At 71.1% G+C, this 23,230-nt stretch carries 22 protein-coding genes; 12 read left to right on the top strand and 10 right to left on the bottom strand.

Annotated features, from left to right (window positions below):
- Both ABD54_RS26835 and ABD54_RS00900 read left to right on the top strand, forming a co-directional pair.
- Positions 1 to 95, top strand: a 95-nt coding sequence (locus tag ABD54_RS26835) for a (2Fe-2S)-binding protein (RefSeq protein ID WP_200904011.1), incomplete at its 5' end; no start/stop codon positions are given.
- Positions 96 to 193: 98 nt separating this feature from the next.
- On the top strand, positions 194 to 1,423 hold the full coding sequence (locus ABD54_RS00900; protein WP_047867496.1) for an aromatic acid exporter family protein: 1,230 nt from the start codon (positions 194 to 196) through the stop codon (positions 1,421 to 1,423).
- Between the two features lie 348 nt (positions 1,424 to 1,771).
- Here ABD54_RS00900 and ABD54_RS00895 read toward each other — a convergent pair whose 3' ends face one another.
- Entirely contained in the window at positions 1,772 to 2,254 is a 483-nt protein-coding gene (locus tag ABD54_RS00895) for a VOC family protein (RefSeq protein WP_047867495.1), read from the bottom strand.
- 281 nt (positions 2,255 to 2,535) lie between these two features.
- Here ABD54_RS00895 and ABD54_RS00890 point away from each other — a divergent pair, with 281 nt between their 5' ends.
- Positions 2,536 to 3,333: a methyltransferase domain-containing protein gene (locus ABD54_RS00890; RefSeq protein ID WP_047867494.1), complete on the top strand. Its 798-nt coding sequence runs from the start codon at positions 2,536 to 2,538 to the stop codon at positions 3,331 to 3,333.
- Between the two features lie 158 nt (positions 3,334 to 3,491).
- Entirely contained in the window at positions 3,492 to 3,899 is a 408-nt protein-coding gene (locus ABD54_RS00885) for a MarR family winged helix-turn-helix transcriptional regulator (protein WP_047867493.1), read from the top strand.
- Positions 3,900 to 3,927: 28 nt separating this feature from the next.
- On the opposite strand, the gene ABD54_RS00880 is transcribed toward ABD54_RS00885, so the two are convergent.
- Positions 3,928 to 4,500, bottom strand: a complete 573-nt coding sequence (locus tag ABD54_RS00880; protein ID WP_047867492.1) for a GNAT family N-acetyltransferase — start codon at positions 4,498 to 4,500, stop codon at positions 3,928 to 3,930.
- Between the two features lie 611 nt (positions 4,501 to 5,111).
- Between ABD54_RS00880 and ABD54_RS00875 the strand changes: the two genes are divergently transcribed.
- Positions 5,112 to 7,010, top strand: a complete 1,899-nt coding sequence (locus ABD54_RS00875) for an ABC transporter ATP-binding protein (protein WP_047867491.1) — start codon at positions 5,112 to 5,114, stop codon at positions 7,008 to 7,010.
- A 221-nt stretch (positions 7,011 to 7,231) separates the two neighbouring features.
- Here ABD54_RS00875 and ABD54_RS00870 read toward each other — a convergent pair whose 3' ends face one another.
- From ABD54_RS00870 to ABD54_RS00860, 3 genes are all read right to left on the bottom strand, one after another.
- Positions 7,232 to 7,762, bottom strand: a complete 531-nt coding sequence (locus ABD54_RS00870; RefSeq protein WP_200904013.1) for a sugar O-acetyltransferase — start codon at positions 7,760 to 7,762, stop codon at positions 7,232 to 7,234.
- A 118-nt stretch (positions 7,763 to 7,880) separates the two neighbouring features.
- On the bottom strand, positions 7,881 to 9,071 hold the full coding sequence (locus ABD54_RS00865) for an acyltransferase (protein ID WP_047867489.1): 1,191 nt from the start codon (positions 9,069 to 9,071) through the stop codon (positions 7,881 to 7,883).
- 10 nt (positions 9,072 to 9,081) lie between these two features.
- Positions 9,082 to 9,723, bottom strand: a complete 642-nt coding sequence (locus ABD54_RS00860) for a TetR/AcrR family transcriptional regulator (protein WP_047867488.1) — start codon at positions 9,721 to 9,723, stop codon at positions 9,082 to 9,084.
- Between the two features lie 625 nt (positions 9,724 to 10,348).
- Between ABD54_RS00860 and ABD54_RS26635 the strand changes: the two genes are divergently transcribed.
- Complete coding sequence (locus ABD54_RS26635; RefSeq protein ID WP_053063492.1) at positions 10,349 to 11,542, top strand: hypothetical protein; 1,194 nt, start codon at positions 10,349 to 10,351, stop codon at positions 11,540 to 11,542.
- Between the two features lie 196 nt (positions 11,543 to 11,738).
- Here ABD54_RS26635 and pabB read toward each other — a convergent pair whose 3' ends face one another.
- The 5 genes from pabB to ABD54_RS00830 all read right to left on the bottom strand — a co-directional run bounded on the left by pabB (position 11,739) and on the right by ABD54_RS00830 (position 16,768).
- A complete protein-coding gene (gene pabB, locus ABD54_RS00850; protein ID WP_047867487.1) occupies positions 11,739 to 13,841 on the bottom strand; it encodes an aminodeoxychorismate synthase component I in 2,103 nt (700 codons plus the stop codon).
- Between the two features lie 60 nt (positions 13,842 to 13,901).
- Complete coding sequence (locus ABD54_RS00845; protein WP_152691960.1) at positions 13,902 to 14,762, bottom strand: hypothetical protein; 861 nt, start codon at positions 14,760 to 14,762, stop codon at positions 13,902 to 13,904.
- Positions 14,763 to 14,845: 83 nt separating this feature from the next.
- Positions 14,846 to 15,121, bottom strand: a complete 276-nt coding sequence (locus ABD54_RS00840; protein ID WP_047867485.1) for a phosphopantetheine-binding protein — start codon at positions 15,119 to 15,121, stop codon at positions 14,846 to 14,848.
- 192 nt (positions 15,122 to 15,313) lie between these two features.
- A complete protein-coding gene (locus ABD54_RS00835; protein WP_152691959.1) occupies positions 15,314 to 15,568 on the bottom strand; it encodes a hypothetical protein in 255 nt (84 codons plus the stop codon).
- A gap of 162 nt (positions 15,569 to 15,730) precedes the next feature.
- Positions 15,731 to 16,768 carry a glycosyltransferase family 2 protein gene (locus ABD54_RS00830; protein ID WP_160313065.1) on the bottom strand — a complete coding sequence of 346 codons (1,038 nt, stop codon included), beginning with the start codon at positions 16,766 to 16,768 and terminating at the stop codon, positions 15,731 to 15,733.
- A 759-nt stretch (positions 16,769 to 17,527) separates the two neighbouring features.
- Here ABD54_RS00830 and ABD54_RS00825 point away from each other — a divergent pair.
- From ABD54_RS00825 to ABD54_RS00805, 6 genes are all read left to right on the top strand, one after another.
- Positions 17,528 to 18,961 carry a class I adenylate-forming enzyme family protein gene (locus tag ABD54_RS00825; protein WP_053063491.1) on the top strand — a complete coding sequence of 478 codons (1,434 nt, stop codon included), beginning with the start codon at positions 17,528 to 17,530 and terminating at the stop codon, positions 18,959 to 18,961.
- 19 nt (positions 18,962 to 18,980) lie between these two features.
- Complete coding sequence (locus ABD54_RS28250; RefSeq protein WP_160313064.1) at positions 18,981 to 19,157, top strand: hypothetical protein; 177 nt, start codon at positions 18,981 to 18,983, stop codon at positions 19,155 to 19,157.
- The gene (locus ABD54_RS00820; protein ID WP_047867483.1) at positions 19,154 to 20,269 is read left to right on the top strand and encodes a beta-ketoacyl synthase; all 1,116 of its coding nucleotides are present in this window, start codon (positions 19,154 to 19,156) and stop codon (positions 20,267 to 20,269) included. The genes ABD54_RS28250 and ABD54_RS00820 overlap by 4 nt, the downstream gene beginning before the upstream one ends.
- Entirely contained in the window at positions 20,266 to 20,796 is a 531-nt protein-coding gene (locus ABD54_RS00815) for a hypothetical protein (RefSeq protein ID WP_053063490.1), read from the top strand. The genes ABD54_RS00820 and ABD54_RS00815 overlap by 4 nt, the downstream gene beginning before the upstream one ends.
- A gap of 77 nt (positions 20,797 to 20,873) precedes the next feature.
- Entirely contained in the window at positions 20,874 to 21,530 is a 657-nt protein-coding gene (locus ABD54_RS00810; RefSeq protein WP_160313063.1) for a methyltransferase, read from the top strand.
- Positions 21,520 to 23,205 carry a class I adenylate-forming enzyme family protein gene (locus ABD54_RS00805; protein WP_082166606.1) on the top strand — a complete coding sequence of 562 codons (1,686 nt, stop codon included), beginning with the start codon at positions 21,520 to 21,522 and terminating at the stop codon, positions 23,203 to 23,205. The genes ABD54_RS00810 and ABD54_RS00805 overlap by 11 nt, the downstream gene beginning before the upstream one ends.
- The last annotated feature ends 25 nt before the right edge of the window (positions 23,206 to 23,230 follow it).

Genomic DNA, 23,230 nt, shown 5'->3' with positions numbered 1-23,230 from the left:
CCTCCGGGCTGGGGGTGTTCCGGCGCACCACGTGCTGCCTGTACTACCGGGTGCCGGGCGCGGGGTACTGCGGGGACTGCGCCCTGCGCCGCTGAGTGATCCACACCCGCCCCCTTCCATGCTTCGCCGCCCTCCGCCCCGGGTAGCTGCGCCCCTGGAAGAAGGTCGGCGAGAGTACCGGTGGGAGGAAGCAGTGGCAGGTCGGGACAGAGCGGGCGCGGGCGGAGCCGTGGCCCGCGCACGCGCGTGGGTGAGCCGTGCGATGGGCTCGGACGGGCACGAACGGCACACGGCGCTTTCCATCGGCAAGAGCGCCCTGGCCGCGTCGTTGGCGTGGTTCGTCGCACAGCACCTGATGCAGGCCAGCTCTCCGGCCTTCGCCCCCTTCACCGCGGTCCTGATGATGCAGGTCACGGTCTACCAGTCGGTGGTCCAGTCGCTGCGCTACGTGGGTGCGGTGGCGCTCGGGATCACGGTGCAGGCCGTCCTGGGTTTCGCGGCGGGCCCGGACATGCTGACCTTCGTCGTGGTCACGCTCATCGCCCTGATCATCGGCCGGTGGAGGCCCCTGGGCAGCCAGGGCTCCCAGGTGGTCACGGCCGCGTTCTTCGCCTTCTCCACCTTCCTTACCTCCGAGGGATACACCGGGCGCCTGGTGGACCTCTCCCAGATCCTGTTGCTGGTGCTCATCGGCTGCGCCATCGGCACCGCGGTCAACATCCTCGTGCTGCCACCCATGCGGTTCCGCAGCGCGGAGTACGCCATCCGCTCCCTCGCGCACGCCGAGTGCGATCTGATCGGGGACATCCGGCGCGGAATGGAACGGGGGAACCTGACCGAGGACGAGGCCGAGGACTGGCGGCGCCGGGCCAACCGGCTCTCGTCCACCGTCCAGCAGACGCGTTCGGCGGTGGACACCGCCTGGGAGAGCGTCTACCTCAACCCGGCCAGACTCCTGCGCAGGCACCGCCACCACGTCGCCTTCGAGGGTTACCAGCAGCTCGTCGACGCCCTGGAGCGCACCACCCACCAGCTCGGCTCCCTGGCCCGCAGCATCCACCTGTGGAGCCGTGACGAGGAACGCTCCGCCTACCAGGACTTCCTCCGCCTCTACGGGAACTTCCTCGCCTCGGTCTCCGAGATCACCCGCGAGCTGAGCGGATTGGACCAGGACCGCCTCGGCCCCCAGGCCCGGAGGCTGTGCCGCCTCGCGGAGGAGGCCCAGGAGCACCACGACGACCTCGTGCGGGTCAAGGAAGCCGAGGACTCCCCGCCCTTCGACGACCTCCGGCTGCCCTACGGCGTGCTCCTGATCGAGGCGCAGCGGCTCATGGACGAGTTCCAGTACAGCTGCGACGTGGTCATGAACTACGTGGACCGCCCGGGCCCCGCGGACGGGTCCAGCGGTACCCGCCACATCTGACCGCGGCCGCGCCCCCTTCCGGGGCCGCCTGTCACGAGGCGGCCCCGGAAGGGCGGTGGCACCGCCGCGGTGTCGCAGGGCGTGGCTGCGGGCCCTGTCGCAGGCCACGCCGGAGGAGTGGGACGCCTTCGAGTCCCGGCACGCCCGGGGGCGGGAGGGTTGGCTGGAGCGCAACCCCAGCTCCCCCCGGCGCCGACCGGATCCGTGCCGGGGCCGACCGGTACCGCGACTTCTGGCTGCGCGGCACCCGGGAGACGCTCGGCTTCGCCTACCTGTCCCTGGCCCGGGTCTGAGACCGGCCGCAGCCGGCCGCGCAGCCGTCTCCCTGCGCGGACGGCCGCCGCGGGGTCAGGCCGCGTCCGCGGCCCGCCGTATCTCGGCCAGGTCGATCCGGCCCATCTCGAGCATGGCCCGCATGGCGCGTCCGGCCCGGCCGGGATCGGGGTCGGCCAGCAGGTCGTCCAGCTCGGCCGGGAAGACCTGCCAGGAGAAGCCGAAGCGGTCCTTGAGCCAGCCGCACCGGCCCTCCTCGCCCCCCTCGCTGAGCCTGGCCCAGTAGTGGTCGGACTCCTCCTGGCTGTCGCAGATCACCTGGAGGGAGACCGCCTCGGAGAAAGTGAACTCCGGGCCGCCGTTGAGGGCGGTGATCTGCTGTCCGTCGATCTCGAAGTCAACGGTCAGCACCATGTCGGCGGGCCGGGGCCCCTCGGGGCCGAAGTGCCGGACCCGCAGGATGCGCGAGTCGTCGAACAGGCCCACGTAGAAGCGGGCGGCCTCCTCGGCACGGGTGTCGAACCACAGGCAGGGGGTGATCTTGTTCAGCCGTGTCATGACCTGGTCCTCTCGGTGTGCGGCGCGGCCCTGCGCGCGCCCGTCCTACCCGTGATGACGCCTCCGGGCGGCGGAACTCATCGGTCCGTGCGGGGTTTTTCCCAGGAGTTTCGCCTTCCTCGCCCGTCCCGTGGCCGGTCGCCTCCACGGCTCCGACCCCCTGCCGATCAGGGACACCCCCTTTCCGTCTCATATGGCGAGAAGTCGATCTCATTAAAAGAGACGAAGGTGTAGGGTCCGAGGTGTTCGCTCCCGCCCGCGACCCACGAGAGGGCGTTCCGATGACGCGCTACACCCACGGCCAGCACCCCACGGTCACCGACTCCTACCGCTGGCGCGACGCGGAGAACTCCGCCGCCTACGTCCTGGACCGGATGGTCCCCGGCCGCTCGCTGCTGGACGTGGGCTGCGGCCCGGGCAGCATCACCGCCGACCTCGCCCGCAGGGTCGCCCCCGGGCGGGTCACCGCCGTGGACGCCTCGGCCGAGGCCGTCGAACTGGCCCGCGCCAGCGCGCGGGAGGCCGGAGCGGACAACATCGAGTTCCGGGTCGGCGACGTCCACGACCTGGACCTGCCCGATGACTCCTTCGACGTCGTCCACGCCCACCAGGTCCTCCAGCACGTGGCCGACCCGGTCCGGGCCCTGGCCGAGATGCGCCGCGTGGCCAGGCCGGGCGGGGTCGTGGCCGCCTGCGACAGCGATTACTCAGGGATGTACTGGTATCCGCGTCTGCCCGAACTGGACGCGTGGATGGACCTGTACCAGCGCGTGGCGCGCGCCAACGGCGGCGAGCCCGACGCGGGGCGGCGCATGGCCTCCTGGGCCCGCGAGGCCGGGTTCGAGGACGTCACCTACGTGGCCGAGGTGTGGAACCACTCCTCCCCCGAACGCCGCGCCTGGTGGGGCGGTATGTGGTCCCGGCGCATCCTGGAGTCGGACATGGGCCGCCAGGCGGTCGCGGAGGGCCACGCCACCCGGGAGGAGTTGGAGCGCATCTCGGCGGGCTGGACGGCCTGGAGCCGGGACCCCGACGGGGTGTTCGTGGTCCCGCGCGGCGCGATCCTGTGCCGGGTCTGACCCGCCACGGGGGCTCCCCGGCACGGCGGGCGCCGCCCGCCGTGCCGGACCCCCGCGCCGACACCGCCGCCGGTCGTTGGCGGTGCGCGGTGCGGCGATCTATCTTCGACGTGTCTCGGAGAGTGGACGCCCGCGCAGTCCCCGCTGGAAGGAGTACCATGTCCGACCTGCCGATCGGCTACTGGCTCAAGCACCTGGACCGGCTCATCGAGAACGATCTGGACCGGACCCTGGCCGCGGAGTCGCTGGGGCGCCGCCACTGGCAGGTGCTCAACTCCCTGCGCACCGAACCGGGCACGGTCGCCGACCTGGACCGCAGGCTCGCCGCGTTCCTGGACGAGGACGAGGACAGCGTCACCCCGGTGGTCGAGGAGCTGCGTCGGCGCGGCTGGGTGGAGGGCCTGGTCTCCCTGAGCCTCAGCGCGGCGGGAGAGTCCGCGCACGAATCCCTCTTCAACAGGGTCGACGAGGCCCGCCGCCGTATCTCGCGGGGGGTCAGCGCCGAGGAGTACCGCACCGCGGTCGACGTGCTGGAGCGGATGTCGGCCAACCTCGAACAGGGCTGACGCGGCCGGGCCCGGGTCGGCGCGCCAGTCAGGGGGCGGGCAGTTCCCGGGTGAGTTCGACGAAGGCCAGATCCGCGCGCTTGGGCAGGCCGAAAGTCGCGTCCCCGTAGGGGAAGGGCTCGGTCTTACCGGTGTTGGTGTAGCCGCGCCGCTCGTACCAGGCGATCAGCTCCGGGCGCTGCTTGAGTACCTTCATCCGCATCAGGCGGCAGCCCCACTCGCGCACCGCGGTCTCCTCCGCCTCGGCCAGGACCCGCTTGCCCAGGCCACCGCCCTGGATGCCGGGCCGTACCGAGAACATGCCGAAGTAGGCGCCGTTGACGCCGCGCTGGAGCTCGCAGCAGGCCACGATCCGGCCCTCGGCCTCGGCGACCAGCACGATCGTGTTGGTGCGCGCCAGCAGCTCGGCCACGCCCCCGGCGTCCACGCGCTGTCCGTCGAGCAGGTCGGCCTCGGTGGTCCATCCCTGTTTGGATGAGTCGCCTCGGTAGCAGGAGTTGACCAGCTCGACGAGCGCGGGGACGTCATCGGTGACGGCGGTCCTGTAGGCCAGGTCGGTCCAAGGCCCCGAAGCCGTCTCACTGCTGGTGGTCACACGCATCTCCCCCGTTGGTTCCGGCCGCTGGCACCCCCAGTATCGGCCACCGGACATAGCTAAGAACACGGACCCCTGGGGCAAGAGGGACTCAAGGGGCATCCGGAATCCGGCGTCGAGTGAGTACGGGGCGCGCGGTCCGTGGTGGTTTCCGTGTTCAGCACGGAGACGCCGCGCACCCCTGCCGGGAGAGGCTGTGGACACGGAGGCGGGCACGGCCGTGCACACCGGGCCGACCGTGAACAGTTCTCGCGCGCGGGAGACCACGACGGCGTACCGTCCGGCGGACGACCGCCCCCGCCCCGGCGCCCGACGCCGCCCCTCGGTCCGCGCCCGTGCCGCCCTGACTCCCGGTCCGGCCGGGCGTGACTCCGGGGCCACGGGCACGATCCGCCACCCCGTCGCCCGGCTCTCGGCCCCGAGGGGCACACGTGGGCGTGTTGTACACCGCAACACCGCGTGAGCAGGAAGCGCGCACATGTCCGCGGGTGTGGGAGAACCGCCGCCCGGCCGCTCCTCCGCACGGCGGCCTTCGGGCTGCGGCCGGGGTTTGACCTAAATATTTGTTTAGGTTCTACGGTTCACGGCATCAACTCCGACAGATCCGGTGGACGACCATGAGTATGGAAATGGCCGCGTGGAGCTCGATGTACCACGCCATGCACGCCCGCGAGGACCAGCGCCCCTTCTCACTGCCCGTCCTGCGCCGGATCGCCTCCTTCGCCCGGCCACACGCGCGCCAGCTCGCCTGGTTCGTGGCCCTGAGCGCGGTCACCGCCGTCCTGACCGTGGCCTCCCCGCTCCTGGCCGGACGGGTCGTCACCGCCATCACCGGGGGCGGTCCGCTGGAACCCGTGCTGTTGCTGGCCGGGCTCATCGCCGCCGTGGCCGTCCTCGAAGCCGCCCTGGGGCTGGTGGTGCGCTGGCTCTCCTCCCGCGTCGGCGAGGGGCTCATCCTGGACCTGCGCACCACCGTCTACGACCACGTCCAGCGCATGCCGGTCGCCTTCTTCACCCGCACCCGCACAGGTGCCCTGGTCAGCCGCCTCAACAACGACGTCATCGGCGCCCAGCGCGCCTTCGGCGACGTGCTCTCCGGGGTGCTCAGCAACCTGGTCACCCTGGTCCTGGCCCTGGCCGTCATGCTCGCCCTGTCCTGGCAGATCACCCTGCTCGCGCTCGTCCTGCTGCCGCTGTTCGTGGTGCCCGCCCGCCGAATGGGCGCGCGCCTGGCCAGGATCGAGCGCGAGCGCACCGTCCACAACGCGGCGATGGGCACCCAGATGACCGAGCGCTTCTCGGCTCCGGGCGCCACCCTGGTCAAGCTCTTCGGCCGCCCCGAGGAGGAGTCGGCCGAGTTCGCCCGCCGCGCCGGACGGGTCCGCGACATCGGCGTGCGCACCGCGATGGTCCAGGAGGTCTTCTTCACCGCCCTGACCCTGGTCTCCGCGCTCGCCCTGGCCCTGGTCTACGGCCTGGGCGGCTTCTACGCCCTCACCGGCCGCCTGGACGCGGGAACCGTGGTGTCCATGGGCATGCTCCTCACCCGCCTGTACGCCCCGCTCACCTCCCTGGCCAGTGCCCGGGTGGAGGTGATGAGCGCACTGGTCAGCTTCAGCCGGGTCTTCGAGATCCTGGACCTGCGGCCCCTCGTGGAGGAGAGGGAGGAGGCCCGAGAGGTCCCCGACGGGCCGGTGTCGGTGGAGTTCGACGACGTCTCCTTCGCCTACCCCTCCGCGGACAGGGTGTCGCTGGCCTCCCTGGAGGATGTCGCCGTCCTGGACACAGCCGAGCAGCGCGAGGTCCTGCACGGGGTGTCCTTCCGGATCGAACCCGGGCAGACGGTCGCCCTGGTGGGCTCCTCCGGCGCGGGCAAGTCCACCATCGCCCAACTGGCCCCGCGCCTGTACGACGTGGACTCGGGCGCCGTGCGCCTGGCGGGGGTGGACGTGCGCGACCTGTCCTCCGCCTCCGTGCGCGCCACCCTGGGCATGGTCACCCAGGACGGGCACCTGTTCCACGAGACCGTGCGCGCCAACCTTTCGCTGGCCCGGCCCGGGGTGACGGAGGAGGAACTGTGGGACGCGCTGCGCCGCGCCCGCCTGGACCGGCTCGTCGCCGCCCTGCCCGACGGGCTGGACACGGTGGTCGGCGAGCGAGGGTACCGCTTCTCCGGAGGTGAGCGCCAGCGCCTGACCATCGCCCGCCTGCTGGTGGCCGGGCCCGAGGTGGTCATCCTCGACGAGGCCACCTCGGCCCTGGACTCCACCTCCGAGGCCGCGGTGCAGGCCGCCCTGTCCGAGGCGCTGGAGGGGCGGACCGCGCTGGTCATCGCCCACCGCCTCTCCACCGTCCGCGCCGCCGACGCCATCCTGGTCGTGGAGGCCGGACGGATCGTGGAGCGCGGCACCCACGCCGAACTGCTGGCCCGCGGCGGCCGCTACGCGGAGCTGTACCGGACCCAGTTCGCCGCCGACGACTCCGCGGCGGTTCCGGCCGGGCGCACGGTGTCCTAGAGGAGTCGCGGGGCAGGGCCCGGACGGAGCCTCCCCCGTCTTCGGGCGGGCGCCTCCGAGGGGGCCGCTTCCGCCGCCACAGACCCCGCCCCCCGGTGGCGCCACACCGGGGGGCGGCTCTCCGTGTCCGTTCGGCACGCGGGGGCGTGCCGAACGGACGGCGCGCACGCCGTAGCCACGGCCCCTGATGGAGGTCGCGCCCCTCCCCGGGTCGGACCGGGTCAGATGTGGCGCACCACGCGGGCCGGGTTGCCGACGGCCACCACGTTGGCGGGCAGGTCGCGCACGACCACCGCCCCGGCGCCCACCACGGTGTTCTCCCCGATCGTCACACCCGGGCAGACGATGACCCCGCCGCCCAGCCACACGTTGTCGCCGATGGTGATCGGCTCGGCCGCCTCCCACTTGTCGCGCCGCTGTTCGGGGTCCACGGGGTGGGTGGGGGTGAGCAGTTGGACGTTGGGGCCGATCTGCACGTCCGCGCCGATGCTGATCGGGGCCACGTCCAGCATCACCGCGCCGCAGTTGACGAACGTGCGCGCGCCGATGGTGATCATGGAGCCGTAGTCCACCCGCAGCGGGGGCCGGACCCAGGCGTCCTCGCCCAGCTCGCCCAACAGGTCGGCCAGGAGCTCTCGGCGGTCCGGGTCGTCCACGGATGCGCTGTTGAACGCCGCCGCGCGCCTCTCCGCCCGGATGAGGTCGGCTTGGAGGTCGGGGTCGTCGGCCTGGTAGAGCTCACCGGCGAGCATACGTTCCTTCTGGCTGGTCACCACGGTCCCTTCGTGTCGGTCGCGTTCCGACCCTAGCCCTACGCACGCGGGTGGGGCCCGTCTCCGGCTTTCGCGGAGGCGGGCCCCCACCGCTCCCTCACAGGATCCGCCGGACTCCGGGAACCGCCCGCACGGCGGTGGCCAGCGCCCAGCAGGCCGGAACCGCGAGCGCGCCCATGCCGAGGAACTTCACGAGCGCGCTGGCCTCCCAACCGCTCAGGGCCACACCCAGCCCCACCAGCACCAGCGGGTGCAGGACGTACACGGCGAAGGCGTTGTCGGACAGCCAGCGCGTGAGGCGGTTGCTCCCGCTGGCGAAGCGCCGGAAGCCCACCAGCAGCGTGAGCACCGCACCCGTGGCCAGGACGGATTCGGACGTGATCTGCGCCAGCGCCCGCCAGGTGCCCGGGGCGGGCGCGACCTCTCCCAGCAGGACCGTGACCGCCGCGCCCGCCGCCAGGCCCGCCAGGGCCAGGGCCGCGCCCCACCACCCGGCGGCACCGGGCAGCCTGGTCAGCCAGTTGCCCCGGTAGGCCAGCACGCCCAGGACGAACAGTGTGGCGTACTGGGGCAGGTAACCGGGGCTGGGCAGCCCCACGACCGGCCAGTACGGGGCCGGGGCCAGGTAGCGCCAGGCGAAGGTGACCAGGGCCAGGCCCAGGGTGAGGGCCGCGACGGGTGCCGCCCAGCGCAGCGGAGCGGTGTCGGCGGGCCGCGCGGGGGGCTCGACCTCCGCGCCCGCCTTCCGGGCGCGGCGCTCGCGCAGGCTCCGCACGGCCACGTAGGCCAGGGTCATGACCAGCAGGACCTCCACGAACCACATGGGCCCGGGGTCGTAGGTCACGATCAGGAACAGCCAGAACGGCAGCTCGGCGCCCTCGGCCGCGAACATCTCGACGGCGGGCGCGTAGTTGGGGATCACCAGGAACGGGCGTACCAGCAGCACGAACAGCAGGAAGGGCGCTCCCAGGCGCACCAGGCGCTCGCGGACCAGCCCGCGCCCGCCCCGGCGGTCGGCCGCTCCCGGCACGAAGTAACCCGCGAGCAGGAAGAACAGTCCCATGAAGTAGGTCTGGTTGAGGAAGACGAGCAGGTCCAGCAGACCGCCGGAGGGGTCCTGGGCCGGTTCGAGGTAGAACCACACAGGGATGTTGCCGTAGGTGAGCGCGGCGTGGTGCAGGACGACCAGCACGGTCAACGCGACCCGCAGGTTGTCGACGTGGTGCAGGCGCCCGCGCGCGGGCTGCGCGGGGTCCGGGAGGAGCGGTGGGCTGGCGTGCTGCGTCATGGTGTCCTCGTCAGTCGTTCGGGGGTGGGGAGCGGTCGGCGCGGGTAGCGCGCACGAGCAGTTCGCCCAGCTCGCGGGCGTGCGCCATGAGGTCGTGGCCGGGATGGGCGCTCCAGTAGGCGAACATCGCGTCGATCGCCGTCTGCTGGGTCACCGCCATCACCCGCACGTCGAAGCCGCGGAACTCGCCGCTCTCCTGTCCGGACCGGTACAGGCCCTCCAGGGACTCGTAGAGGGCCTCGGCCTCCGCCGCCCCGTAGCGCGGGGAGCCGTCCTCCTTGCGCGCGTGGGTGAAGATCTGCGCCAGCGCGGCCATGCGCTCGGGGTGGGACAGCGCGTACTCGGCCACGCCGCGCACGTGGGCCCGCAGCATGTCTGCGGCGTCGGTCCGCTCCAGCATCCCCGGGAGGACGGACTCGGCGATCTCGGTGTAGACGTCGGTCACCACCTGGTCCATGAGCTCGTCCTTTCCTGCGAAGTGGTAGGAGATCACGCCCTTGCTGATCCCGGCCGTGCGCGCGATCCGCGCCAGGGAGGCGTTGGGGTAGCCCGCCTCGGCGATGGTCTCGACCGCCGCCGCGGTGATCTGCGCCCTGCGGGCCTCCTCGATGAAGGACCGCTTCTGTCCGCCTGGTTCATTTTTTGACCGCATGGCCAGAATCTAGCACGCACGGCCGGGAAGCCATCGGGGATGTCCCCGACCCGACCCCGGGCCGCCACCCACCCGCCCCGGAGCCCGACCCTGCCTTCAGCCGCGCACGACGTCGAACTCGTCGCACTCGGGACCGGCCGGTGCCGTCCGCTCCGGGTGCCGGGCCAGGGCCCAGAGCCGCGGCACCACCCCGGCCGCGTGCCCCACGGGACAACGGACAAGGCCCGTCCCACGCCGCGAACGGACGGGTGCGTTCCGCGCGACCGGTCCGGAACGGGTTGATCGGTGGCCGCCGCGTCGGGAGCGCGGTGCGCCGAAGAGGCCGACACGTGCCCGACACCTCGGACGCGTCCCGCTGGTGAGGGCGTGCTCACGCCGACCAGGGCGTCAGGACAGCCGTTACCGCCGACTCCGCGAAACTCGTACCAGACCGGTCGAGTAACCTTTACCCCACCGAGCTGTTCGAGCTTCGCCGCGCCGCTGGGGAGGGGAACGACCGTTTCGAGGGGCCCGCTCCGGGCGGTGGCGGCTTCGGTCCGGCACACCGGTGCAGCCTGTATACGGACCTCGCCGTGCCCGGTCCGGGGGACCCCTGCGCCGTATCAGACCCGTCCGAAGGAGGGCCGTGCCGGCCTATCGCATCCCCCTCGAAGTCGCAGTTCCAGTCGCCCGGGGCGGTGAACTCGCGTCCCGTGTCCACTACACCTCCGAAGCCATCGAGACGTTCGAACTGATCACGGACCGGGACCGGATCATCGGTCTGGACGTGACCACGGTCGGCGACGCGGACCAGGCTGAGCTGTCCCGCAAGATCAACCTGATCACCAGGCGCGAGGTGGCACCGCAGCGGCTGAGCGCGGGCGAAGTCGTGTGGACCTCTCCGCATTCCGACCGCACGACGCCGGACACCTACGAACGGCTCGAAGCGGCGGGCGCCGTACAGGACATGGGTCCCGGACTGGTGGCCCTGGGCGAGACCATGACCGGGGTGCTGCAGGCCGTGGACCGACGGGTGAGGGCCGTCGCCATGGGGTTCGGCGCTGTCGAGTACCGCTACCCCACCCTGATATCCACCCGGTCACTGCACACGGGCGGCTACCTCGGGGCGTTCCCGCAGTACCTGTTCACGGCCGGTCGGCTGCACGCGGACACCGACACCTACGACGCGTTCCTCGCGGATCTGCCCGACCGCGCGGCCACCCCGAACGGGCTCGCCGCGCACCTGCAGGAGCACTCGGCGCACTCCGGGTACTGCCTGCCGCCGACCATGTGCTTCCACACCTACCACCAGTTGCGAGAGGCGCCGCTGCCGGAAGACCACGCGGTGGTCACCTCGCGGGGCAAGTCCTTCCGCTTCGAGTCGTCCTATGCCCGCTCGATGGAACGGCTGTGGGACTTCACCATCCGTGAGATCGTCTTCCTCGGTGACGCCGCGACGGTGGCCCGGCGGCGTCAGGCGTTCCTGGACGCCGTCTGCGACCTGACCGCCGAGCTGGCGCTCGCCGCGCACGTCGAGGTCGCCAACGACCCCTTCTTCGGCAGCGACACCACCCCGCAGCAGGTTCTGGCCCAGCGCCTGACCAAGACGAAATACGAGCTGAGAGTCCCCGTCGAACCCGGCAGGACCATCGCGGCGGGCTCGTTCAACCTGCACGGGACCACCTTCGGCGGCCCCTTCCGGATCAGCCTGCCCGACGGCTCGCCGGCGCATTCGGCGTGCGTGGGCATCGGCCTGGAACGGATCGGCTACGCGCTGTTCTGTCAGCACGGAACCGACCCCGGGCGTTGGCCCGAGAAGGTGCGGGAGGCCCTGGGATGAGCGCCCGGCGCTGACCGCGACCGCTCTTCGCGGCGGTCCCGGCACCCCGGGGCCGTTCCTCCCCCGCCGGTGAACTCGTCCCCGCGCCGCCCGGCTTCCGCGTCCGCGGGGACGAGGGCCGTCGGCAGCGGGGCCGGTCACGGCCGTCGTCGTGGAGGGCCCTCGGCGGTCGGCGCGGACCCTCCCCGGCGCCTTCTCAGACTCCGCTCGTCGCCGTCTGCGTGTCCCGTTCCGGGAAGCGCGTGCCAAGCAGCGAGAGCAGAGGTGCGGCCTTGACCGCGGTCTCCTCGAACTCCCCGGCCGGGTCGGACATGGCCACGATCGCGCCACCGACCCCGTAACCGACACGACCGGGCTGCGCCACGAGGGTGCGGATCGCGATGTTCAGGTCAACGCTTCCGGACAGCGAGAAGTACCCGATGGCACCCGAGTAGACTCCGCGGGGCCGACCTTCCAACTGGTCGATGATCTCCATGGTGCGCAGCTTCGGCGCTCCGGTCATCGAGCCGCCGGGGAAGGCGGCACGGACGCAGTCGACGGGACTGCGGTCAGGGCGCAGCCGGGCCGTCACGGTGCTGATCAACTGGTGGACGGTCGCGTAGGTCTCAACGACGAACAGCTCCGGAACCGCCACGGAACCGGTCGTCGCGACCTTGGCCAGGTCGTTGCGGAGCAGGTCGACGATCATGAGGTTCTCGGACTGGTCCTTCTCGCAGGAGGCCAACTCCTCCCTGAGCCTTCGGTCCTCCTCGGCCGAGCGGCCCCGCGGGCGGGTGCCCTTGATCGGACGGGCCTCCACGCGCCGGTCGGCGTCGACGCGCAGGAAGCGCTCCGGGGAGGTGCTCAGGACTGACAGGTCCCCCAGGCGCAGCAGCGCCGCGAACGGAGCGGGGTTGTCCCGGCGCAGCGAGGTGTAGGCGGACCACACGTCCAGCGCGCACTCCGCGTCGAGCATGTTGGTCAGACACACCTCGTAGCTCTCGCCAGCGGTGATGGCGCGCTGGCAGGACTCGATGAGTTCCAGGTAGGCGCTGCGGTCGTGCCGCGGCGACACGGGCGCCGTGGCCCGCTCCCGCTTCGCCGCCGAGGTGCGGGAAGCACCGGCGAGGGCCCGGATACGGGCCCGGGTGGCCGAGAGCCAGCTCCGGGCCGACGCCCCGTCCCCTTCGTGTAAGGCGAGCAGGTAGGTCCTGGAGGTGCTGTGGTCGAGGACGACACACCGGTCCGCGAACAGCAACGACGCGTCCGGCGTATCGGAGCGGTGGCTCATGCGGGCGCCGCACTGGGCCTTCAGTTCGTAACCCAGGTAGCCGACCCAGCCGCCCCGGAAGCCGAACGGCAGCCCATCGCCGCCGACGACCTCGGTGGCGCGCAGACGGTCGTCCAGCCAGTCCAGGAACGGCCGGACCTCCGTCCGGGCGTGCTGCCCCGAGCGTACGGTGACCGTGCCGTCGGCGACGTCGGCCGTGACCACCTCCGACAGGGGGCCGTCGGCCGCCCCCATCATCGAAAAGCGCCCAAGCCGGGGATCGGGGCGACTGCTGTCCAGCCAGAACGCGAACGACTGGCCGAGGAACAACGCCTCGTAGATCTGTTCCGCGTCGCACGGCGTGGGGAATTCCTCGACCATCAGGTGGTACCGCACCCGTCCTCGGCCCTGCGGGGCGCTCGGGAGGGCCGCCGACGGCGGCCGAGCGCGCACGCGCCTGCCGTGTCGGCGGTTCCACTCCGCGCTCAGTTCCGTGAAGTTGGCCAGCAGGCGGTGCCCGTACTCCGTCGCGATGGACTCTGGATGGAACTGCACCCCCCACTGGGGGCGGCTGAGGTGGCGCAGCGCCATCAGCACCCCGTCCGGCGTCCAGGCGAGCGCTTCGAGATCAGCCGAGAGGCGGTCGACCGCCCACGAGTGGTAGCGCACGACCTCCTGCGGCGACGGGATGCCGGCGAACAACCCCGCGCCGTCATGGAGGACCGGAGACCTCCGGCCGTGCCGGGGTTCCGGGGCCAGCGCCAACGACCCGCCGCCGAGCATCGCGATGCCCTGGTGCCCGAGACAGACACCGAGCAGGGGGACCCCGCCCGCCGCGATGACGTCCCGGCAGATGCCGAAGTCGGCCGGGACGCCCGGTGTCCCCGGGCCCGGGGAGATGACGACGTTGTCGAAACCGTCGAGATGCTCCACCCGCCACCCGGGCTCGTCGTTGCGGATGACCGTGGGTTCGGTTCCGGTCACCTCGCCCAGGTAGTGGGCCAGGTTGTAGGAGAAGGAGTCGTAGTTGTCGATGAGGAGAGTCGTCATGCGCGTGTCCCTGAACGAGCTCGCGCGTCACCGCTGACGACGGCGGTGACACCCCCGAGCTCAGTCATCGGCGGTCTCGTTCAGCGGCTGGTCGGTGCTCGCGGCGCCGTCGGGCAGGGCTCGGCGCCGGGTGAGCACGGACACCCGCGCGGGGCGCCCCGCGTCCTGGACTAGGGGCGTCCAGTCCTCGGCGACACGGAAGAAGACCGGGTTCAGCACCTGGGCGCTGGAGACCGCGGAGGGCGCCAGCACCCCCCACCGGACCAGGCTGTTGACCAGGTGGGGGTCGAAGGCGGTCCACACCCCGTCGAGTCGGATCTCGGGCCAGTAGTGCGGCAGTGAGTAGGGGCTGGACAGCAGCAGTCCGAAGCTGCGCCGGGCCTGCCAACCCTCTTCGGCCGCCCGCCGGGCCAGGTACCGGGTGGCCAGTTCGCAGTCGGCGAGCGAGGTCTCCTCGACGAAGGCGAGGTCGCCGTACAGGGCTTCGGGCAGGATGTGGAACCGGAACGCGGACACCTCCGAGAAGATCCGTTGCAGTTCCCGAGGAGCCTCGCCGTGGCGGCCGGTGGCCCCGACCTCGCGGCTCAGCGTGAGCCTGCGGACAGCGGGGTCCGTCTCCGTCCCCAGGGCCAGCACTTCCGCGGGCAGGCGGAAGTCACACACATGGACGGGTGCTTCGGGATCGCATTCGGCGACGACTTCGAGGTCGTAGCGGACCGGTCGGCGCTCCACCACGGCACGGAGCACCTCGGGCCACCGTCGCATCGCGAGGTAGCGGGGTGAGGGCAGCCCCAGGGAGAGCGAGACGTTCTCCAGGTCCAGCTTGTCGAAGTACCGCTCACCCCCCGACGAACGGTGCGGGAGCCCGAGATCGAGCAGGTCGGACAGGACCGGCGCACCGATCCCGAAAACCTTCAGCACCGTCGGTGTGCCTTGATCGAAGACCCGGTGCCGGTCGGGGACCAGCCGTACTCTTTCCGCGACGTCACGGAGCAGCTCAGGGTTCACTTGGCTTCCTCCAGGAGACCGGAGACAACCGTCCACAGGGCACCGGGCGAGGCGAAGATCTCGAACGCGAGCTCCTCGTCGGGAATCGTCACCCCGAAGACGTCCTCGATCGTCACCAGGAGTCGGACGACGGTGAGCGAGTCCATACCGAAAGCCGTCAGGTCACTGTCTTCCCGCAGCGGCGCTTCCGGGTCGATCCGATCGTCCAGGCACCGGCGCAGCACGGTCTCGAACTCGGAATTCAGTGCGGTGGCCGCGGGCTGCTCACTCACCGGTGCTCCTCCCCGCTTCCGTGGAGCCCGCTGGCCCTCGCGAACGGTTCGTGCGTGCGACGAAAAGCCGCCGAGAATTCTGGTGTGGCATGGACTGCGGGTGCGTCATCTGAGCGCACATGATTCTCCCTTCGCATCATGGAACGTCCTTGCGCGCGCTGTCGGGGCGGCGAATTCGTCCCACGATTCTTCTCAGTCCGCCGAGGCGAAGTGTTCCGGGCTGATCCCGGCGAGGTACCGGTGCACGGAACGCGCCGAGTCCAGTGTCTCCAGGACGTCCTGTCCAGGCTGCTCCAGGTCGAATCCGAAGCGCTGTTCAAGCAGATGCTGGAGCCAGACGAAACTGAAGGAGTCGATCGATATCTTCGTGTCGTACCCGATGGGCCCCTCGATTGCCTGAAGGGCCGTGCATTCGACGATGATCGCGATCATTTCGTCGTTCGTCATCATTATTTATTCGCATCCCCGTCTTCACGGTGAAACGCCGCCGGACAACGACGACCGGCCATGGCGGGCCCAGGGGCCGCCCCGTGCTCCGGCCGTCGCGTGTTCGTGCGGCCCCGTCCACCTCCCGGCCAAGGGAGGGTCGGCCGGGCCGCGCCCCCGGTCTCAGTCGGCGTCGGCCGGTTCCAGGCCGGTGAACAACATGCTCGGACGGCGGAGTTCGAGCGCCGCCACGAAACCGCCGAGGTCGAACATGAGGTCGACCGACGCGCACACGAAGCGTTCGACGGAGCCGCCGACGGACCTGTCGTCATCGCGCAGCCGACGGGCGCGCAGGCCCACCACGACCAGGAGGCTCGCGGGCCCCGCCAGCAGGCTTCGCCCGCCGGTGCGGGGTGCCAGCGCCATACCGACCGCGGTGGCCGCCGCTCCGACGGTGAAGGCGTTCACCACGAGCCGACGGTGGCGGGGGTGGACACTGCACACCCACTGCTCGGAGCGACCGTAGCCGTAGAGTCGGCGGCCCGCGGTGGCGAGGGAGTCCGTGATGGCGTGATCGTGGACGACGACCGCCTCGGGGTCGCACACGATCGCGTATCCGGCCTCGGACATCTTGAGGCCGAGGTCGCAGTCCTCACCGCCCACGTGGTCGAGGCTCTCGGAGGGGAAACCGCCGACCTCCTCGAACACCTCCCGGCGCACGGCGAGGTTCGTGGCCGTCGCCCAGGTGACCTTCGCGCATCGGCGCGGGCGTTCCAGGTCGTCGTTGATCAGCTTCGACCAGCGCATGACGCGGTTCGCCGGCGCCCGGCCCTGTTCCACGAAGGTGGGGCCCGTGACGCCCCCGACGGAGTCGTCAGCGCTTCGCAGGGTCTTGACGTGACGCTCGAAGACGTCCGGCGGCACCCGGCAGTCGGAGTCCGTGAACAGGATCAGGTCGTACGCGGCCTGTTCGACGCCCAGATTCCGTTTCGCGCCGACGTGGCGAGGGCCGGTCACGTAGCGGGCGCCGAACTCACGGCAGTTCGCTCGGTGGCTGGCGGCGTCGGCCGGTTCCGAGTCGTCGACAACGATGACCTCCGCGGGTTCGGGACTGCGGTCCATGGCGGAGCGGAGCGAGGCCAGTTGGGCCCGCAACAGCTGTACCCGGCCCTTGACCGGAATGACGACGGACATCCCGCGTTGTCGTGCTGCCGTGCGCACACACCCTCCTTTTAGGGCCAGTGAGATTTGGACGGCCGGCATGGCCGACGGGGATCCGCCGCCAATACCCGGACCGGTCACACGAACACGGCGGGCGAGGTCACCGATATTGCGGCCGCGTGGAAAACCCGAGGTCGCGTAAGCGACCCAGCCGGTTCCGGGTCTCCTTCCCGATGTCGTCCATCTCGAATAAAACCATTTCAATTCCCTGTTCGCCGAACACGCACGGCCCCGCGTGGCTGCGCCTCCTCGGGGCCCTCCGGAGCTGGCGGCCCATCGGCGTACGAGATCTCCGGCCCTGACGGTACACGCGTTCGCATGATCGCAAAAGAGCGCCTCCCGGCCCGGGGACCCGATCACCACCCAGGAGTCCGGCTTGGTCGCGTCACGCCCAGCCGGAGGTGAACCGCCAGTTCAGTGCTGCTTCTGGAACGCAAGAGGCAGAGCTTTCGGGAGCACGGACTTCCTCGGGATCCTGCCCCGTTTCCGGGGTTCGCGGCCACTTTAGGCCAATAAAACAGGTTGTCGCGGAGAGATCCGATCGGGTAGTTTCCGATCCTGCGCCCCTCCGCCGTGGTCTATCGAAGAGGGCTTCACCGACGAAGAATTGCTGGATTTCGACTGGGCTCTTCAGTCGACCAATCGGACCAGCTGTCCGGGCGGAGGACGGGTCGTTGTGGGCGTCTACCACCACTTCATCAGCGGATTGTCGATCTCTCAGGGGGATTCACGATGCACGGGGATGCGGAACCGGGACCCGTGCTGTCCGCACGGGAGCTGAGCGACCGCTTGTGCGGTGTGGGCTCGGACGATCCGCTGTGGATCGACGAAACGGGGACCGTCGACCGGCGGGCACTGCACCGTGAGGTCGACCGGTGCCTGGACCTGCTGGTGGCGAGCGGTGTCCGGCCGGGCGACTGCGTCGCGGTGCAGCTCTCCCCCAACGCCACCTTGTTCGCGCTGCTCCTGGCGATCTGGAAGCTGGACGCTCGCGCGATGCTCCTGGACCACCGGCTGACCGAGGCCGAGTCCGCCTCCCTGACGCGGCTGTGCCCGCCGGCGTTCCACGTGCGCGCCGCGACCGGGACGACCCGCTTCACCGGCCGGTCCCAGCCCGAGGTGGTGCCGCTGACCGGGGCTGTCGCCCTTCCGGGGAAGGTGTGCCTCGTACAGTTCACCTCCGGGTCGACCGGGCAGTCCAAGGTGGTGGGGCGGTCGGCCGCGTCGCTGAACGAAGAGATCGACCGGTACGCCGCCATCGACGACATGCCGGGCGGGGACGACCGGCTCCTCCTGCTGTGCTCACCGGTCCACACCTGGGGTCTGATCGGCGGAATCCTGTACGGGCTGGCCACGGGCATGCCGGTCCTCCTTCCCTCCGCGCAGCACGGCCGGGGGATCGCCCGGGCCGCGGAGGCGCTCGAACCCACGGCGATCTTCGGAGTGACCACGCACTTCGAACTGCTCGGAAGCACGGCGAAGCTTCCCCGGCTGCCGCGACTGCGCGTCGCCACCAGCGCGGGGATGACGACCGGCCCGGCCGTGGCCGAGCGGTTCCGGCTGGCCAGCGGATGCCGACTGGGCCAGGTGTACGGCATGACGGAGGTCGGCGTCATCACCGCTGACCTCACGGGCCGGTTCCCCGCTCCCCACGTCGGTCGGCCCGCTCCCGGCATCACCGTCCGGGAGACGGACGGAGAGCTGTACGTCCGGCTCGACGAGACGCCTTACCTCGTCGACGATGGCGTGGCGCGGTTCGCCGCCGGCTGGCTGCGGACCTTCGACCGCGCGACGGTCGACGAGGCGAGCGGCTCGGTCAGCGTCCTAGGCCGCGCCGATTCCGTGATCGCGATCGGCGGCATCAAGATCGACCTGCTGGAGATCGAGCAGGTGCTGCAACAGCACCCCGACGTAGCCCACGCGGTCGTGACGTTCAAGGACGTGATCGAGGCCCACGTGGCGGCCCGCAACGGGCTCACGGACCGCCAGCTCGCGGGTTGGAGCCGGGAACGGCTGAGCTCCTTGAAGGCCCCCAAGCGGTACTACCTGCAAGAGAAACTTCCCGCGACACCGACCGGAAAGGTTGTCCGTGACCGAGCACAGCTCCTCTCCGCGACCCACCAGCAGAGAACGACAGCCCCGGGCGAAGGCGGTCAGCAGGGACGAGATCCGCGACATCCTGGCGGACTGTGAGGGTGTCGACCTGCCGGAGGTGGTCGACGACGACACCCTGCTCGTCATCGACTCCTACACCGCGATCTGGATCCAGCACCTGTTGGAGGAGCGGCACGGCGTCGTGGCCAAGATCAGTGGCGAGACGACCGGAGTCGACTCCATCGGCGCCCTGACGTCCCTCGTCAACCGTGACCTGGGGGACGGGCACGCATGACCGCTGAGGTCTATGTCAGCGGCTTCGGCGTGTTCAGCGCCTTCGGCTTCGGCCAGGAGGCCCTCGTCGACGGGGTCTTCTCCGGTACGTCGGCGTTTGGCCCGGTCACCCGCTTCGACGTCTCCCGGTGCCGCACCGACCAGGCGGCGACCTACCAGGAGAAGGACGGCACCGGATCCGCCCCGGGGACGGTCGACGTGGCGACAGCCTGCGCGAGCCAGGCGATCGACATGGCCGGCTGGCCCAGCCCGGCGACGCTTCCCATCGTCCTGGCGACCAAGCTGCGAGCGCCCTCTGTCGAGCCGGAGCCGCCCGCCGAACTCACCGAACTGGTGGCCGACCGGCTCGGGCTGGGAAGACCCAGGCGCACGTTCGTCAACGCGTGCTGTGCCGCGGCGAACGCGATCATCCACGGTGCGCAGCTGATCAGGAGCGGTGTCAGCTCGGCGGTGCTCGCGGGTGGAGCGTTCCTGGTCGACCGGCAGGCGTTCAGCCTCTTCGACTCCGCGCGGGCACTGGCCGCCGACGGACGGCTGCGCCCGTTCGACCGGGACCGGCAGGGTGTGCTGCTCGGCGACGGAGGTGCGATGCTGCTGCTGGAGTCCGGTGAGAGCCTTCGGGCGCGAGGAGCCCCGCCCCTGGCCCGTATGGCGGGTTGGGCCATGACCGACGACGCCCACCACGCGGCGCAGCCCCACCCGGAAGGGGCCGGAGTCGCCGCCGCCGTCACCCAGGCGCTCCACCGCGCCGGTATCCGCGCCGACGAACTCACCTATGTCAACGCCCACGGCACGGGCACCCCCCTCAACGACACCGCCGAGGCCGCTGGCCTGCACGCCGCGCTCGGCCCGCACACGAAGAAGACGTTCGTCAGCGGGACGAAGAGCACGACGGGCCACGCTCTGGAGGCCAGCGGTGCCCTGGAGGCGGTCATCACGCTGCTGGCGATGCGCTCCTCGGTGCTGCCGCCGACCGCGGCCCTGCACCGGCCGGACACACGCCACCCGCTCCGGCACGTCAGCGTGCCGGAGGAAGTGGAGGTGACCTCGGCGTTGAGCCTCAATTCCTCGGTGGGCGGCGTCAACTCCGCGATTCTCCTGGCGGGAGCATGACGACGTCATCGCCCGGCTTCGAGCTCGTCGCCAGCGCGCAAGTCCACGCGAGTCCGCGACTGCCGCCACTGGCCGGATTCTTCGCGTCGGACTTCGCTCCCCTGGTGTACGCCGCCGTCCGGGAATGCCTCGGCGACCCGCGGTCCGGACACCTCCTCGAAGGCTCCGACGGCCGGGTCGGGATCGTCCTCGGCTCGCAGAGGTTCGACACGGCCAGCCTGGAGCTGTCCGTCGAACACATCGACCAGGACCGGGTGAGCCCGATCCTCTTCTACCAGGTGGTGCCTACCGCCGTCCTCGGCCACATCGCCCGCGACTACCGTCTCACCGGCCCGGTGAGCTGTGTGGCCGTGACCGGTGACGCCCGCGCGGAGGTCCTGGAGCTGTCCCGTCTGCTCCTGGCCGAGGGCAGCGCCGAGTGGGTCCTCGGCCTCACGGTCGAGATGGACCCCGTCCCCGTGAAGTCCTTCGCCCGTGCGGACCTGGTGCGATCGCAACCCGGACCGACGGACGGGAGGACACCGTGACGGCCTCGGGCGGGCCCGGGCCCTCGAAGGGTGCCGTGGTGCGGGGGTCCTGGCTGGTGAACAGCACCCTTGCCGGGGTGACAGAGCCGACCACCTTCCGGCTTCACGGCCGGGACTGGGACCTGCTGCCGGGAGTCTTCGCCCCGACCCACTGCGTCTCGACCGGGTTCTTCACCGAATCGATCCCGTTCCCGGTCGGTGGATCTTTCCTGGAGGTGGGCTGCGGGGCGGGCGTGACCGCGGTGACGGCCGCGGCGAAGGGTTGCAGGAGTGTCGTCGCCACCGACATCAACGACGTGGCCGTCACGAACACCGCCTACAACGCCGCGCGGCACGGGCTGTCCGACCGGATCGAGTTGCACCGCGGTGACGTGTTCGACGGGATCGGGACGGAGAAGCGGTTCGACCTGATCTTCTGGAACTCCCCCTTCATCGACGCCAGCGCAGGCACCGGGTCGGCCACGCGACCGGACCGCGACGAACAGCGCGGACAGCTGCGGCGGGCCGTCTTCGACCCCGGCTACCGGGCGCACGAGCGCTACCTCTCCGGAGCGCGCTCGCGGCTGACCGCCACCGGCCGGTTGCTGCTCGGCTTCAGCGATCTCGGCGACCACGACTCGCTGCGCCGGCTGGCCGCTCGGACAGGCCACCGGATCACGGTTCTGCGCACCTCCCAGGACCTCGTCCCGGGCGTCGACTACCAACTTCTCGAGCTAGTTCCCGATGACAAATAGTGAGGACGTCACCTTGGGGGCCACCTTCGTCCCGTCCGGCGTACGCCACGGCATCGCCGCCGATCCGGCGGTGGGCGGGGGCAACGCCCTGGAGACCGCGTTGCGGGTCAGCCCGGACGTCAACGCTCCGTACCTGCACGCGGAGCCTCCCCTCCGCGACGCCCACGGGGCCCTGCGCGACCAACTGAGCCTGGCTGAGCTGGCAGACCTCGTCGGCGCGTGGAGCGCCTGGTACGCCGGACGCGGAGTCGGCCCCCGGGACCGGGTCGGGGTCTACTTCCGGGACGGCGCCGACGACCTGGTCCACTACCTGGCGCTGAGCCGCCTGGGGGCCATCGCTGTACTGGTCAACGGTGAGATGGCCCCCGGCCTCGCTCTGGCCCACCTCCGGGCGACCGCGCCCGTCGGCCTCCAGACGGACGAGGTCAGGCTGTCGCGGATCACCGGTGCCCTGGAGCCCGAGACCGACCGCTTCTGGGTGTCGTCGATCGGTGGCACCGTTCCACCCGGTGACGCACGGGTGCCGTCGCCGTTCCGGCACTCCCCCGAAGACCCCGTCCTGATCTGTCACACCTCGGGCACCACCGGCACATCGAAGCCGGTGATCTGGGCCCACGCGCAGATGATGGCGGGTATCCGTGCGCACCTGACCCGGTTCCGGGACCACCCGAGGTCGCTGATCCTGTCCGCCCTTCCCCAGTCGCACGGGTCGGCGATCGGTTACGCGCTGCTCGCCATGCTCTCCGGGGTGCCCTTGGTGCTCATGTCCGACCGCAGCGGCCGGGCGGTGGCCGCCGCGGCGGACCGTCACGGCGCGACCATCGTGGTCGGCTTTCCGGTGACGCTCTCCGAGCTGGCGCTGCGGGAGGCCGACACGGCCGGTCTCGACCTGGTCGAGCGTTGGGTCAGCGTCGGTGACGCCGCACACCGGGCACACGTCGCCCGGCTGGTCGAGCATGGCCGGCACTGGGTCGGTGCCGATCCGGTGCCCGGCTCGGTGTTCGTCGACGGCTTCGGTTCCTCGGAGCTCGGCTGGGGCGGCGTGCTGAGCATGACCACCATCCCCGGGGTCGCGGCGCCGCATCGCTGTATCGGAGTCCCGCAGCCGTTCGCCGAGGTCGCCGTCCTGCGGCAGGACGGTACGCAGGCCGCGGCGGGCGAGGTCGGGATGCTCGGTGTGAGGGGACCGACGGTGACACCGGGCTACTGGAACGACTCGGACAGGACCTACCGCAGCCTGCTGAGCGGCTACTGGCTCTCCGGTGACCTGGTCTTCCGTGATGACGCGGACCGGTACTACCACGTCGACCGGGCGGTCGACGCCATTCGTACCGCCGACGGGACGGTCTATTCGGTCCTCACGGAGGAGATCCTGCTGACCCGTCTTCCCGAGATCGACGACTGCGTCGTGGTGGCCGCCGAACGTGCTGGCGAGGTGTGCGCCATCGCGCTGGTCCTTCTCCGCGACGGCCACGGCACCGACGGAATGCTGGCCCGGGCCAACGAGGCCCTCGACGGTCTGGGCCACCCACCGCTGACCGATCTCCGGGCGGCGGACGCCGGATCGGTCCCGGTCGGTGTCACCGGCAAGGTGCTCAAACGCAGGCTTCGCCAGGAGTACGCGGCCGCTACCGCTCAGCCGGACGGACAGGGGTGGTCCGTTCCAGCGCATTAGCCCACGACACCGCGTCACGGTGAGA

It is taken from the genome of Nocardiopsis sp. RV163, from assembly GCF_001029525.1.
GTDB classification, from domain to species: domain Bacteria; phylum Actinomycetota; class Actinomycetes; order Streptosporangiales; family Streptosporangiaceae; genus Nocardiopsis; species Nocardiopsis dassonvillei.
Note: the sequence above shows the minus strand (reverse complement) of the source record. Positions and strands in the feature narration are given on the sequence as shown.